The sequence below is a fragment of the Polaribacter aquimarinus genome (assembly GCF_003129485.1).
Taxonomy (GTDB): Bacteria; Bacteroidota; Bacteroidia; order Flavobacteriales; family Flavobacteriaceae; genus Polaribacter; species Polaribacter aquimarinus.
The window spans coordinates 117,406-131,668 of sequence record NZ_QFFG01000002.1 but is presented as its reverse complement, the minus strand read 5'-3'; the positions used below and the strand labels follow the sequence as shown (position 1 = coordinate 131,668).

Below are 14,263 nucleotides of genomic sequence, written 5' to 3'. Positions count from 1 at the left end.
GTTGTAGGCTTAGTCGTTGCACTTTTTCTATTGATGAATAGTGATAAGAAACCAAAGAGTAAATAGTAGTTTAGTCAAGAAAAATCCGAGTTTAACTCGGATTTTTCATTTTTTATTCCTTCCATTTTAGTAAATTTATACCAATAAATTAGATTTTAATGTCAAATATTAAAAACAACTTACAAGTAAATTTTGGTTATTTGTTTGAAAACAAATTAATTGCTGAAATCAATGAAATTGGAACGTATAAAACCATAAAAAAAGATGAAGCAATTATAGAAATTGGTAACTATATTAAATTTATGCCTTTACTTTTAGATGGCGCTATTAAAATTTTAAGAGAAGACAAAAATGGTGAAGAATTAGTGTTGTATTATTTAGAAAAAGGTGATACTTGTGCAATGACTTTATCTTGTTGTTTAGGAGAAACTAGAAGTAAAATAAGAGCAGTAGCTGAGACAGATGTTAACTTGATTATGATACCTAAAGAAAAAATGGGAGTATGGTTAGGTAAGTACAATTCTTGGCAAGCATTTATTTTACAAAGTTATCACAACAGAATGGATGAGCTTTTAGAGGCTGTAGATACTATTGCTTTTTTAAAAATGGATGAACGCTTGTTTAAATATTTAAAAGACAAAGCTATGGTAAATCATGATGATGTAATTTCAATCACACATCAAGAAATATCAGAAGATTTGCATACTTCTAGGGTTGTAATTTCACGATTGTTAAAGAAATTAGAAAACGAACAGAAAATACAACTTTTTAGAAACAGTATAAAGGTCTTAGAACTGTAACATTGGTTACAAAAATAGTAATGTAACTTCGCTATTTTTGTAATAAAATTATGAAGTATTTTATAGTCACATTCGTTTTGTTTTTTGTCTTTAGCTGTCAAAAAAAACAAAAACCTTCTTACGCAAAAGTAAATTCTCAAGTTAATTCAAATCATCCAGGGAAAAGCATAATGGAAAAAAAATGTTATGTTTGTCATAATCCATCAGCTTCACATGATAATAGAATTGCACCTCCAATGATTGCGATTAAGAAGCATTATATTTCTTCAACAACTACAAAAGAAGAATTTACAAAAGAAATGCAAAATTGGATTCAGAATCCAACTATAGATAGAGCAAAAATGAAAGGAGCAGTTAGAAGATTTGGAATAATGCCAAAACAATATTACTCTAAAGAAGATATTAAAGAAATTGCTGAATACATGTTCGAATATGAAATCGAAAAACCAATATGGTTTGATAAGCATTATAATAAGAAAAGAGGCAATGGAGAAGGCATGGGAAAACATCAACAAGGAAACAATTTTAAAAATTTGCCTTATGATGAAAGAGGATTAAAATATGCGTTAACAACTAAAGCTGTTTTGGGTAAAAATTTGATGGGTAAAATTCAAAAAGAAGGTACTTTAGCAGCTTTAAAATTTTGTAATATAAAAGCACACCCTTTAACAGATAGTATGTCTGTTATGTATAAAGCAACCATTAAAAGAATTTCAGACAAACCAAGAAATCCTAAAAATTTATCAAATTTAGAAGAAAGTAGTTACATTAATATCTTTAAAGAAAAGATAAATTCAGCTAAAGATTCAAAACCAATTGTGATAGAGTCTACCAATAATGTAAAAGTGTACTATCCTATTAAAACCAATAGCATGTGTATACAATGTCATGGTAATAAAATATCAGATATAAAAACAAATGTTTTAGCACAAATAGATAAATTATACCCAAAAGATATGGCAACTGGATATAGTACAAATCAATTAAGGGGTATTTGGAGTATCACTTTTAAAAAATAAATAAAATTCTTAGGCATGAGTAATTTTTCAGAAATTATTAATCAAGATAAACCAGTTTTAGTAGACTTTTTTGCTACTTGGTGTGGACCTTGCCAAACAATGGGGCCTATTTTAAAACAAGTAAAAGATGAGTTGGAAGAAAAAATAACAATCATTAAAATTGATGTTGATAAAAACCAAGCATTAGCCAGTAAGTTTCAGGTAAGAGGAGTGCCAACATTTGTTCTTTATAAAAATGGAAAACAAGTTTGGAGACAATCTGGCTTGGTACAAAAAAATGAGTTAGTATCAGTAATAAAAAGTTTTTACTAGATTTTTTAGTTATAAAATTGATTTATCTAAAACAGCATTAGAGACATACAAAAAAGAGTACATAATTTCCCGACTTCACAACTTATTTTAGAAGATTTTTTGATGTAAAGGATGCGGTTGATTTAGTTATAGAACAAACTTTTTTCTGCGCAATAAACCCAATTTTTAGAGAACGATATGTTGCCAAAATGCAGTAACTTTTAAAACCACAAGGGAAGTTGGTTGTAGCACTTTTTAATGTCAAATTAAATAAGGACAGACCTCCTTTTAGCAGGGATAAAGAAGAATACTTAACGTATTTTAAACCATATTTTAAGATAGAAATTTTTGAGAAGTAATATAATTCTAATAAAAGTAGAATAGGGAGAGAGTTGTTTGTAAAGTTGGTTTGCAAATATTAAAAAATGCCAGTAGTTAACCCAAATCTATATTAAAAAACCCACCACGAATTTTTTGCACCTTGTTTAGTATCTTATTCTATATTTTTAAAAATGTAATTTACCAATCCTGTGTTTGTTTTAATTCCTAATTTTTTGTGAATATTTTTTCTGTGAGTATCGATGGTATATCTACTTAGTTTTAATTTTTCAGCCATTTGTAGTGAAGTACGACCATTAGCCAATAGATTTAAAATCTCTTTTTCTCTGCGCGTTAAATACGGTTTTGTACTATGTTCTTTATAAAACCATTTTTTTATGTCCTTTGGTAAGTTTTCGCTAAAATATTGTTCTCCTTTTTTTATAGCATGTATAGCTGTAATTAATTCATTTGTTTCAATATCTTTAGTGATATATCCTTTAGCCCCTGCATCCAACATTTCAGTAACATCTATACTTAATTCATGCATACTCAAGGCCAAAACTTTTATTTTTGGATAGTTTTTGGTCAGTAGTTTTGTGGTAGATACTCCATCTAAAATTGGCATATTAATATCTAGAAGAACAATATCAGGGCGCATCCCTTTTTCCAAAAGCTTAAATAATTCAGAGCCATTATTTCCACTACCAATAACTTTTATACCAATTTCATTATTTAGAACTGCTATTAAACCATCTACGAAAAGTTTGTGATCATCAATAATAATAAGTTTTATTTCCATAAGGGTATATTTAAAATTATAGTAGTTCCATTACTTATAAAACTATCAATATTTATTTTTCCATGAATGTCTTTAATTCTTTGTTTAATGTTAATCAACCCAATACCATCTTTAACTTTGTTTAGGTCAAAACCTACTCCATTATCTTCAATTAAAATATTTAAATTGATGCTATCTTCGGAAAACTGAATAATAACCTCTGATGCTTTGGAATGTTTTATAATGTTTGTTAAAATCTCTTGAATGCATCTAAAAATTTGAATTTCAACCTTTTTTTCTAAAGGACTGGTACAATCTATATTAAGTACTTTTATTTTTAATTTATTAGAGGAAGATATTTGATCTGCAATTATTTCTGTTGATGCAATTAAACCTTTTTCAATGTAATTTACAAAGGTTTTACTATGAGCAATTTTTCGAACTTCATTGTAAATGTTATTGATTAACTCCTTTAGTATGTTCTGAATTTTTTTTTGTTGCGTTTTATCGTTTTCATCTAAGTTTTCTAAATGTTCTAAATAAAGTTTTAGTGTTGCTGTTTTACTACCTAGATTATCATGTATTTCTTTTGCAATTCTATCAAGTTCTCTCTCATGTGAATTAATTAAATTATCTATTTCTTTTATTTCCTGTCCTTTTATAAGATGCACTATTTTTTTATACTTCTTCCGATATAAATTTCTGTATTTTTTTACACATAATAACAATAAAATAATTGTTGTAACAATTACAATTACAATACAACGTGTAGTTAATTCCGTTTGAAATAAAACCTCCATAGCAATTGTTTTACTGTTAAAAAAAGTAAATCTATATACTCATATAAAATTGAGTGATACATTAAACATAACCGAAATTATGACCTTTTTTTCTGAATTTTTTTTTAAAAATTATAAAAATCGTATACCTAGAATTAGGTATATGAAGTGATAAAAACATACTTTAAATTTACTAAAATTTTAAATATTATGTGTTATGAAACTAAATTATTTATACTTTACAAAAGCACTTTTAGTTGTTGCCTTTTTACTTGTAGGCTGCAGCAATAGTGACGACGATACTGTTGCGTATAATACTGCTACAGTTGATCATTGGGGTTTTGATTTTTCTGAAGGAATAGGATTTAATGTAAACTCTACAAATCCACAAAATAGTGATGGAGAAACTATTAGTTGGCATCCAAAATCTTCTACAAAAAATCAAAACACTATATCTATTTGGTGGCGTACTAAAAATTCGCCAAATGAGACCAAAGATATGGGAACAGTTCCCCTAGAAACGATAACTCAAGCACCAACAACTTGGGATGGTTCTCCTAATATACCTCCTTTAAAAATTGGAAATTCTTATGTAGCCAAATGTTTGGATGGATATGTTAAATTTGAAGTTCTATCTTTTCCAACTTCAGATGATTGGGCAGTAGAAGTAAAATACTATTTTTCTACATCTGCAACTTTTAATGATTAAAATCTATGAATTAAGAAATTGTTTCAAACGGCTTTTGAGATTTTCAAAAGCCGTTTTTTTGTATAATTAGTTTGTAATTTTATATTCTATAAATAAATTCAAAATGTATGCCTATAGCTCAATTAGAGATACTTTTTAAACGAATTTTAATAAATTCTAATAGAATGACAGAAATAATTACACTTTTTAGAAACAAAAAGTGTAAAAAATTATCTATAGTTTAAATCACTTTAAAGGCTGGGTTTGATTACTATAATTCTTTTGTTAAATTCTTCAAGAGAAAATATAAATTAACACCTAAAGTTTATAGGGTTAGATTATAAAAATGTTTCAATTAAACTAAATCCATATTATAAAAACCACCACAATTGGTTGTCCTTTTTTTAGAAAACTGAGTAATTAAATACGCAGTTGTAATTAAGTTTCTTAATTCACATAAATCAACAGAAAGTTCAGAGTGATCATACAAACGTTTATTGTCTTCATACAAAACACGCAGTTTCTTTTCAGCTCTCTTTAAACGTTCATTAGAACGAACAATACCCACATAATTGGTCATAATGGTTTTTACCTCATTTCTATCGTGCGTAATTAATATGTTCTCCATATTTTTTACTACACCATTATCATTCCAAGTTGGAACATTTTCAGGGAATTTTGCTTTATCAAACTTTTTAGAAATATTTTCAAAAGCACTATGTGCATAGACTAAGCCTTCCAACAAAGAGTTAGAAGCCAATCTATTACCTCCGTGCAAACCTGTTCTTGTTACTTCTCCGCAAGCATATAATTTTTTGATAGAGGTTTTTGCTTTTTTATTCACATTTACACCACCACAAATGTAATGAGATGCAGGAACAATCGGAATATAATCTTTAGAAACATTAATATTTAAAGATTGACATTTTTTGGTAATATTTGGGAAATGTGCTGTAAACTTTTCCATATCTAAATGCGTACAATCTAAATATAAATGAGGTTTTCCACTCTTTTTTAATTCGTTGTCAATTGCCCTAGCAACGATATCTCTAGAGGCCAACTCTTCTCTTACATCATATTTGTGCATAAAGAAATCACCATTGTAATCTCTTAATTTAGCACCAAAACCTCTAACTGCCTCAGAGATTAAAAAAGCTGGATATTCTCCAGGGTTGTATAAAGCTGTAGGGTGAAATTGAATAAATTCCATTTCAGAAATTTCTGCTTTGGCTCTATAAGCAATTCCAATTCCATCTCCAGTAGCGACCACAGGGTTAGTTGTGGTTTCATAAACTTGCCCATTTCCACCAGAAGCTAAAATGGTAAATTTACTTACAAAGGTTTTTACTTTAGATTTTTTTACGTCTAAAACATAAGCGCCAAAACAAGAAATTTTACTGTTTCTTTTGGTTCTTTTTTGTTTTACTTGATGTTCAGTAATCAAGTCAATGGCATAATGATGTGTTAAAAAATCAATATTTGGCAACACATTCACTTGTGCCAATAAAGCACGTTCTATTTCTGCTCCAGTAATATCTGTATGATGTAAAATTCGATTTTGAGAATGACCACCTTCGCGCCCCAAATCATAATCACCTTCTTTATTTTTATCAAACTTTGTACCCCATTCAATTAATTCTTGTAATCTATCAGGAGCACTTTCTACAACCATTCTCACCACTTCTTCATCACACAAACCATCACCAGCAATTAAAGTGTCTTCAATATGTTGCTCAAAACTGTCTACAGTTTTATCATAAACAGAAGCAATTCCACCTTGTGCATACTTAGTGTTAGATTCACTTTGTTCATCTTTAGTAATAATGGTAATTTTTGCATTGGTAAACTTTGTAGCTGTTTTTAAGGCAAAAGTTAATCCTGCAATTCCAGAACCAATTACTAAAAAGTCTGTAGTAGTTATTTTTGTTTCAGGTTGCATAAACTATTTAGATAGCGCTAACATTCTGTTGATGGGTATAATTGCTTTTTTGCATAACTCCGCATCAACTTCAATGTCTGGTAATTCATACTTTAAGCATAAATATAGCTTTTTTAAAGTATTCATTTTCATATAAGCACATTCGCTACAAGCACAAGTATTGTCTTCTTTTGCAGGTGCAGGAATAATTGTTTTATCGGGATTTTCTTGCATCATTTGAAACAAAATTCCTGCTTCAGTAGCTACAATAAACTTCTCTTTTTTACTGTTTTTTACGTGATTTAATAACCCAGAAGTAGAGCCAATATATTTGGCAACTTTAAGCATATGCGCTTCAGATTCAGGATGCGCAATTAATTCTGCATCTGGATGTTCTTTATACAAATCAATCAATTTTTCCATAGAAAATGCTTCGTGAACCATACAAGCTCCATCCCAAAGTAACATATCTCTACCAGTTTCTTTGTTTAAATAATCACCTAAATTTCTATCTGGAGCAAAAATAATAGGTTGATCTTCTGGAAAAGAGTCAATTATTTTTTTTGCATTAGAAGAGGTACATACTATATCACTTAACGCTTTTATTTCTGCAGAACAGTTGATATATGTAACCACTTTATGATTAGGGTGCTTCTTTTTAAATTCAGAAAATTTTTCTGGAGGACAAGAATCTGCTAAGGAGCAACCCGCTAACAAATCTGGTAATAATACTTTTTTAGTCGGATTTAAAATTTTAGCAGTTTCTGCCATAAAATGAACTCCTGCAAACACAATGATATCAGCTTCCGTTTTAGCAGCCTGTTGTGCTAAAGCTAAACTATCGCCAACAAAATCGGCAATTTCTTGAATTTCATCAATTTGATAATAGTGTGCTAAAAGCACTGCATTTTTCTCCTTTTTTAACCTTAGAATTTCTTCAACATAATTAATCTTTGGAGTTTCAATATCTAAAAAACCTTTTTCTGTAAGTTTTTCTTTTGCAGTGTCTAAAGTTTCCATAAAAAGTATTTATTTTGGACTGAACTGCAAATATAATTCCTATTTTTTTGGTAGGGAAATGATTGCAGTTATTCTATAAAATTATAACTATATCATTAGAAATGTTGAATTTAAACGATAAATTTTGGGAAAATAAGTACAAAACGAATAAAATAGGATGGGATTTGGGAGAAATTTCTCCTCCTTTAAAAACTTACTTTAATCAACTAACTAATAAAGATTTAAAAATATTAATTCCTGGAGGAGGTAATTCTTATGAAGCTGAATACCTTTTTCAACAAGGATTTAAAAATGTTTATGTAATAGATATAGCCAAACAACCTTTAGAAAACTTAAAATTTAGAGTTCCAAATTTTTCAGAAAATCAAATATTACATGCCAATTTTTTTGACTTAGATAACACATTTGATTTGATTATTGAACAGACTTTTTTCTGTGCAATAAACCCTAAATTAAGAGCAAAATATGCAGCCAAAATGCATTCCATTTTAAAGCCTAATGGGAAATTAGTTGGAGTGCTATTTAATACAGTATTAAATGAAGATCATCCGCCATTTGGTGGTAATAAAACAGAATATTTATCTTATTTTGAACCTTATTTTAATCCAATTTATATAGAACATTGTTATAATTCATATTATAACAGACAAGGTATGGAGCTATTTGTTCGACTTCTAAAAAAGTAATAAAAAAAGAGCTTTAAAAGCTCTTTTTTTATTAAAAATTATACTGAAAAAATGCTGTAAGATTCCTTCCTGGTTCATTTATAGGTACCCTACCAAAATTAGCTTGATTGGTAAAACTAAAGTTTAAATGATTGTTATACGTTTTATCAAAAATATTTATAGCAGCAAAGCCTAAATTTGCATTTTTAAAAGGTTTAAAACCAAAACGAATATCAATAGTTTGGTAACCATCCGTTCTTGTTTCTCCAAAACTTTGGGCAATTTCATTTTGTGAACTGGTAATATTGTAGTGTACATTGGCCCAATATTTTTCTTTGTTTGTTCCTAAAATTATTCTTGTATTAAATGGTGGTGTTAAAGGCAAAGACTCATTTAAATCTTTATTTTTAGCGTACACAAAAGCCATTTCAGATTTAAAATAGTAATCATTAGTTAGGGCAGTTTCAAAACTAGCTTCAAAACCTGTTCTGTAAGTGTTTTCTAAATTTTGAAACACTTTTGGATTTAAAGGTGGTTTAGTTGGCATAAACTTTCTGGTTTTGGTTGCATCTACAATACCCACAATAAAGTTTTCTAAATCAGAATAATACACAGAAGCAGCATATTTAATACTGTTTTTAGTGTTTTTTGCTTTAAAACCAATTTCAAATTGGTTGTTAATTTCTGCTTTTAAATTTGGGTTACCAATATATTCATAAGGATCTTGCCCAACATTAAAGTTATTAATATATCGCTCAATCATATTTGCAGATCTTACTCCTCTACCAAAAGCAGCTTCTAGAGTAAGATTTTTAGAAATAACTTTTTTTAATGAAACTGTTGTGCTAACATTATTTTCGGTTCTTTTTTCTAAGTTATACAGTGCTGCGAAATCTGCTTCTGGGTCTTTGATGTCAGAAATTATCCTATCATATCTTATACCCGTAGTAAACAAAGTGTTTTCTGTAAACAACCATTTTGCTTCTGTAAATAACCCAAAATCATTTACATAAGAATCTTGCCAAACTTTATCATTAAACTCTCTTGGTGTTGGTAATGTATTTCCGTTCATTATTTTTACCAAACGTCTTCTACCACCATCTCTACTTATTAGCATAGCATCTACACCAGAAAAAATATCTACATTTTTAGAAGCTTGCCAATACAGTTCTATTTTTCCACCTATTGTGGTTGCTTCTACAGCAGAAGAGGCTTCCATCATCATAAAAGAAGGTCTGTTTGTATTTGTCATTAAATGGTCTACATAACTATAATATGCTTTGGCAGAAATGCTATTTAATTTTCTTGAAATATTCGATTTTTTATAATCTATAGAAGCGATACTGCTATTGTCATATTCAGTATCCATAGGCAAACCAGCATGTAAAACATCTCGTCCAAAAGATTGTCTCCAATGGAATTGTAACCTTTCAAAATCTGTAAAACTATATCCGACTTTTATACCGTAATCTGTGCTTAAAAATGAAGATGGTATTTTTGTACCATCACCATCTTCATAATTTCCAAAATCTCGATAACCGAAATTTCCTACTATATCATATTTGTCTTTTATATACTGTAATTGTAACATCTTTAAAGTAGAATTTCCATTGGTTTCAAAACCAGAAGAAAATTTTCCGTGAAATCCATTTTCTAAATAATTCGCTTTTTTAGAAACCATATTTACAATTCCACCAAAAGTTGCTCCATAACGTACTGTATATGGTCCTTTTATAATTTCTATTTTAGAAATTTCTTCTGGAATAATATGCGTAGTAATAGGATCCATCCTATTAGGACAAGCATGCATTGCTTTGGTACCACCATCATATTGAATGTTTAATTGCTCATACTGACTTCCTCTAAAAGAGGGGTCTATGGCGTAATTACCTCTCTTTATAACAGAAAAACCATTGATAGTATTAAATAAGTCTGCAACGTTTTTTGGCTGAACAATATTTTTATCATATCTATTAGAAATAATAGCATGTATAGGATCTATTTTTATTTTGCCTGTGATGATTACTTCATCTAATTTTACTCTCTTTACGGTATCTTTTTTAATTTCTTGAGAAAAAGATAAAGTAGAGATAAGTGCGCATAAAAGCACACTAAAAATTGTTTTCATTTTAAAATTTTTAGTTTTTTATAAGATTATATCCCCTTATTTTTTTAATAAGAGATTTTTTATTTTAAAAAAAAACTAAACTCGTGGAGGGTGAAAACTAGAATTACTTATTAAGTATTTGTAATAATTCTGATAACTAAAAACTGTTTTTTGAGAGGTAGGTTTTTGCTCAAAATGAATTTCTAAAGTTGTATGCTGATGTAGTAAAATGTCTTTAAAATCATTAGGTTGAAGAGGAATTTTATCAGAGCTTTGGCTGCTTTCTGTTACTTTTTTTAAATGACATTTTCCATTACATTGCAATTCTGGTTGGTCCTTATTTTCACATAATTCTTCAATAAAACCAATAGGGTCTAGAGTATAATATAAATATGTAAAAGAAACTTTTAACATATTATATAATATAAGACTACTTAAAAAAATAGTGTAAAAAAGGGTTTTATTTTTGGATATAAAAACCAATAAATATAATGTTTTGTCTAAGTGACAATTAAAATACAAATATAAGTTTCAAAAATGGATTAGTAGTGTAACTTAGGTTACTTATTACCTCTTTTTTTTATAATACCTTTATAGAGAGAATTTTAAATTTTAGTAATTATGAAAGCAAAAAATAAAATACAGTACCTATTTACATTTATCTTATTGATACTGATTGCAAATGCATGTTCTAAAGACATTGAAGATGAATTTATAGTAGATGTTACAGAAGAAAATGTAACCATTATACAAGAAGATTCTGAGGCTTTATTGTTTATGTTAGAAGAAGAAAAATTAGCAAGAGATACCTATAAGTATCTACATGAAAAATGGAACTTAAATCAGTTTGCAAATATTAAAAATAGTGAACAATCTCATATGAATGCAATTGAAAATCTATTAAAACAATACAAACTTTCGTATACCATTTTACCAGAAGGAGTTTTTAACAATCCAGAATTACAAACCCTTTATGATACCTTTAAAATAGATGGAACAAAAAGTGTTATTGAGGCTTTAAAAATAGGCGCAACTATAGAAGATTTAGATATAAAAGATTTAGAAACTTATGTTTCTCTAACTAAAAATAATACACTTATAAAAGTCTATCAGAATTTGATATGTGGCTCAAGAAATCATTTGAGAAGTTTTATAAAGAGTTTAGAAAAAAAAGGTGGTACATACACACCAAAATTTATAACACAAGACGCTTATAATAACATTTTAAATAGTAGTCAAGAAAAATGTAATTAAGTTTAGATTTTCAGGTTAATTAAAAAAGCACTTAAATAATAAAGATTTAAGTGCTTTTTCTTTGGTAACTAATGTTACTTAAAATAGAGTTTATTCAATTTAGTTTTGCATTGTTAAAATTAAATAGATGAAAAAAATAGTAAAAAGCATACTTATAATTGTGTTATTGTTTTCTAAACAATTGAGTGCACAAGAAATAATTTCGATTGAAAAATATGAGGTTTTATCTAAAATTGCTAACAATAACTTATCCTTAAAAATTTCTAAAGAAGCGTTTAATGCTGCCAAAGCAGATTACAAACAGACCAATGCTGTTTTTTTACCAAATATAACTGCAAGTCATACAGGTATTTCTACAACAAACCCTTTAATGGCATTTGGATCTATATTAAATCAAGGAATTTTAACCCAGAATGATTTTAATCCTTCATTGTTAAATAACCCAGAACAAACACAAAATTTTGCAACAAAAATAGAAATACAGCAACCTCTTATTAATCTAGATGGTCTTTATAAAAGAAAAGCAGCTAAATCTAAAATGGAAGCTATGTCTTTAAAAACTGAAAGAATACAAGATTACTTGGTTTTTGAAGTAGAAAAAGCATATATGCAATTGCAATTAGCTTATAAAGCTGTTAATGTTTTAGAAAAAGCATTAGAAACTGCGAATGCTAATAAAGAAATGGCAAACAATAGTTTTAAACAAGGGTATTTACAAAGAGCAGATATTTTAAATGTTGATGTTAGAGTAACAGAAATTAAAAACCAGTTACATACAGCTAAAAGTAATGTGCAAAATGCTTCAAATTATTTGTCTTTTTTAATGAATGATAAAGACTATGTTGTATACAAACCTTCAGAAAGCTTAACAATTTCTACTCTAAATATTGATGATAAAAGAATTTCTGAAAATAGATCAGATATTAAAGCAATGCATTTAGCTTCTAAAGCTTATGAGCAAATGAATAAAGCAGATAAAATGGCTTTTTTACCAAGATTAAATGCTTTTGGAAGTTATGAAATGTATGACAATAAAATATTTCAGGGTGGAGCTAATGGTTATTTAATTGGAGCGCAACTAAGTTGGGATATTTTTCAAGGTTCAAAACGTTTTGGAAAAGCTCAAAAAAGTAAAGCTGAATTAGAAAAATCTAAGTTAGAATACAATCAATATATATCTAAAAGTAATTTAGAATTAAACAAAGTAAAACGTCAGTTAATAGATGCAAAAAACAAATTAGAGTTAACAAGTTTAGCCGTAGAACAATCTAAAGAATCTTTAAGAATTAGAAAAAACAGATTTAAAGAAGGTCTAGAAAAAACTTCAGATTTGTTACAAGCAGAAACAAAGTTTTTACAAAAACAATTAGAATACAATCAAACAATTTTTGAGTACAATTTTACCCAAATTTATTTAGAATTTTTAACCAAAGAATAATCCATTAAAATGAAAAAATATATCTACATAATATCGTTTATAGCTGCATCATTGTTTATTACAAGTTGTGGTAGTGAAGACAAAAAAGCTGAAGTTGATAATACACCAGCAATTAAAGTTACAGTAAGTAATATTACAGAAAACAGTAACAATCCGTTTTTGTCTGTAAGTGGAAAAATACAAGCTTCTAATAGTGCAGATTTAAGTACAAGAATGATGGGTTTTGTAACCAAAGTTCATGTAAATGTTGGCGATAAAGTTAACAAAGGTCAGTTATTAGTTTCTATAAATAATAGCGATTTAGAAGCAAAAAAAGCACAAGTTAATGCAGGAATTGCCCAAGCACAAACTGCATTTAATAATGCAGAAAAAAATTACAAACGTTATAAAAATTTATTTGCAAGCAGTAGTATTTCTAAAAAAGAAATGGAAGATATGACTGTTAATTTCGAAATGGCAAAAGCTGGTTTAGAAACTGCTAAACAAATGAAAAACGAAATTAACGCACAATTTACATACAGTAATATTACTGCACCTTTTAGCGGTGTAATTACAAGTAAAAATATTGATAATGGAGATATGGCAAATCCTGGAATGCCTTTAATTAGTATAGAAACTCCTAAAGATTTTGAAGTAATTGCAATGGTACCAGAATCTGAAATTTCTAAAATTAAAAACGGAACTGAAGTTAATGTGTTGGTAAAATCTATTAACAAAACAATAAAAGGTAAAGTAAGTGAAGTAAGTAGTTCTGCTAAAAACACAGGAGGGCAGTTTTTAGTAAAAATTGATTTGGCAAAAACAAACGCTTCTATTTTGTCTGGAATGTTTTCTACAGTTCAATTTCCTGTTGAAAAATCTGCTTCTTCATCTATGGTTCTAATACCAACAGAAGCTCTTGTTAAAAACGGACAATTATCTGGTGTTTATACAGTAAGTCAAAGCAAAACAGCTTTATTAAGATGGTTGCGTTTAGGAAGAACTTATGGTAATCAAGTAGAGGTATTATCTGGTTTATCTACCTCAGAATCTTATATACTTTCTGCTGAGGGAAAATTATATAATGGTGCTAAAATTACAATTCAATAACTAATTAGTTGCGTTAAGGATTGACGTGGAAATCCTTTTTATGTCAGTTCGAGTGAATTTGCCTTTGCAAATTTGTATCGAGAACAAATAAAAAGA

The 14,263-nt window shown here is 28.3% G+C and carries 14 protein-coding genes; 8 read left to right on the top strand and 6 right to left on the bottom strand.

Annotation, left to right across the window (positions count from 1 at the left end; genetic code table 11):
* Positions 1–158 precede the first annotated feature (158 nt).
* Genes DIS07_RS04070 through trxA form a run of 3 tightly spaced genes read left to right on the top strand, consistent with a single transcriptional unit; the run spans position 159 to position 2,131 of the window.
* Positions 159–800, top strand: a complete 642-nt coding sequence (locus tag DIS07_RS04070; RefSeq protein ID WP_109403963.1) for a Crp/Fnr family transcriptional regulator — start codon at positions 159–161, stop codon at positions 798–800.
* 50 nt (positions 801–850) lie between these two features.
* Positions 851–1,819, top strand: a complete 969-nt coding sequence (locus DIS07_RS04065; protein WP_109403962.1) for a Tll0287-like domain-containing protein — start codon at positions 851–853, stop codon at positions 1,817–1,819.
* Between the two features lie 15 nt (positions 1,820–1,834).
* Positions 1,835–2,131 carry a thioredoxin gene (trxA, locus tag DIS07_RS04060; protein ID WP_109403961.1) on the top strand — a complete coding sequence of 99 codons (297 nt, stop codon included), beginning with the start codon at positions 1,835–1,837 and terminating at the stop codon, positions 2,129–2,131.
* A gap of 472 nt (positions 2,132–2,603) precedes the next feature.
* Here the strand turns inward: trxA and DIS07_RS04055 are convergent, their stop codons facing one another.
* Both DIS07_RS04055 and DIS07_RS04050 read right to left on the bottom strand, forming a co-directional pair.
* Positions 2,604–3,230 carry a response regulator transcription factor gene (locus tag DIS07_RS04055; protein WP_109403960.1) on the bottom strand — a complete coding sequence of 209 codons (627 nt, stop codon included), beginning with the start codon at positions 3,228–3,230 and terminating at the stop codon, positions 2,604–2,606.
* Positions 3,221–4,009 carry a sensor histidine kinase gene (locus DIS07_RS04050; protein ID WP_109403959.1) on the bottom strand — a complete coding sequence of 263 codons (789 nt, stop codon included), beginning with the start codon at positions 4,007–4,009 and terminating at the stop codon, positions 3,221–3,223. The genes DIS07_RS04055 and DIS07_RS04050 overlap by 10 nt, the downstream gene beginning before the upstream one ends.
* A gap of 196 nt (positions 4,010–4,205) precedes the next feature.
* Here DIS07_RS04050 and DIS07_RS04045 point away from each other — a divergent pair, with 196 nt between their 5' ends.
* Entirely contained in the window at positions 4,206–4,697 is a 492-nt protein-coding gene (locus tag DIS07_RS04045) for a hypothetical protein (protein WP_109403958.1), read from the top strand.
* Between the two features lie 334 nt (positions 4,698–5,031).
* On the opposite strand, the gene nadB is transcribed toward DIS07_RS04045, so the two are convergent.
* Positions 5,032–6,615 carry an L-aspartate oxidase gene (gene nadB, locus DIS07_RS04040; RefSeq protein WP_109403957.1) on the bottom strand — a complete coding sequence of 528 codons (1,584 nt, stop codon included), beginning with the start codon at positions 6,613–6,615 and terminating at the stop codon, positions 5,032–5,034.
* 3 nt (positions 6,616–6,618) lie between these two features.
* Complete coding sequence (gene nadA / locus DIS07_RS04035) at positions 6,619–7,614, bottom strand: quinolinate synthase NadA (RefSeq protein WP_109403956.1); 996 nt, start codon at positions 7,612–7,614, stop codon at positions 6,619–6,621.
* 101 nt (positions 7,615–7,715) lie between these two features.
* Here nadA and DIS07_RS04030 point away from each other — a divergent pair, with 101 nt between their 5' ends.
* Positions 7,716–8,300: a methyltransferase domain-containing protein gene (locus tag DIS07_RS04030; protein ID WP_394340962.1), complete on the top strand. Its 585-nt coding sequence runs from the start codon at positions 7,716–7,718 to the stop codon at positions 8,298–8,300.
* A gap of 31 nt (positions 8,301–8,331) precedes the next feature.
* On the opposite strand, the gene DIS07_RS04025 is transcribed toward DIS07_RS04030, so the two are convergent.
* Both DIS07_RS04025 and DIS07_RS04020 read right to left on the bottom strand, forming a co-directional pair.
* Entirely contained in the window at positions 8,332–10,407 is a 2,076-nt protein-coding gene (locus DIS07_RS04025) for a TonB-dependent receptor domain-containing protein (protein ID WP_109403955.1), read from the bottom strand.
* A 75-nt stretch (positions 10,408–10,482) separates the two neighbouring features.
* Positions 10,483–10,800 carry a hypothetical protein gene (locus DIS07_RS04020; protein WP_109403954.1) on the bottom strand — a complete coding sequence of 106 codons (318 nt, stop codon included), beginning with the start codon at positions 10,798–10,800 and terminating at the stop codon, positions 10,483–10,485.
* Positions 10,801–11,007: 207 nt separating this feature from the next.
* Between DIS07_RS04020 and DIS07_RS04015 the strand changes: the two genes are divergently transcribed.
* The 3 genes from DIS07_RS04015 to DIS07_RS04005 all read left to right on the top strand — a co-directional run bounded on the left by DIS07_RS04015 (position 11,008) and on the right by DIS07_RS04005 (position 14,167).
* On the top strand, positions 11,008–11,640 hold the full coding sequence (locus DIS07_RS04015) for a DUF2202 domain-containing protein (RefSeq protein WP_109403953.1): 633 nt from the start codon (positions 11,008–11,010) through the stop codon (positions 11,638–11,640).
* A gap of 127 nt (positions 11,641–11,767) precedes the next feature.
* Complete coding sequence (locus DIS07_RS04010; protein ID WP_109403952.1) at positions 11,768–13,078, top strand: TolC family protein; 1,311 nt, start codon at positions 11,768–11,770, stop codon at positions 13,076–13,078.
* A 9-nt stretch (positions 13,079–13,087) separates the two neighbouring features.
* Complete coding sequence (locus DIS07_RS04005) at positions 13,088–14,167, top strand: efflux RND transporter periplasmic adaptor subunit (RefSeq protein WP_109403951.1); 1,080 nt, start codon at positions 13,088–13,090, stop codon at positions 14,165–14,167.
* The last annotated feature ends 96 nt before the right edge of the window (positions 14,168–14,263 follow it).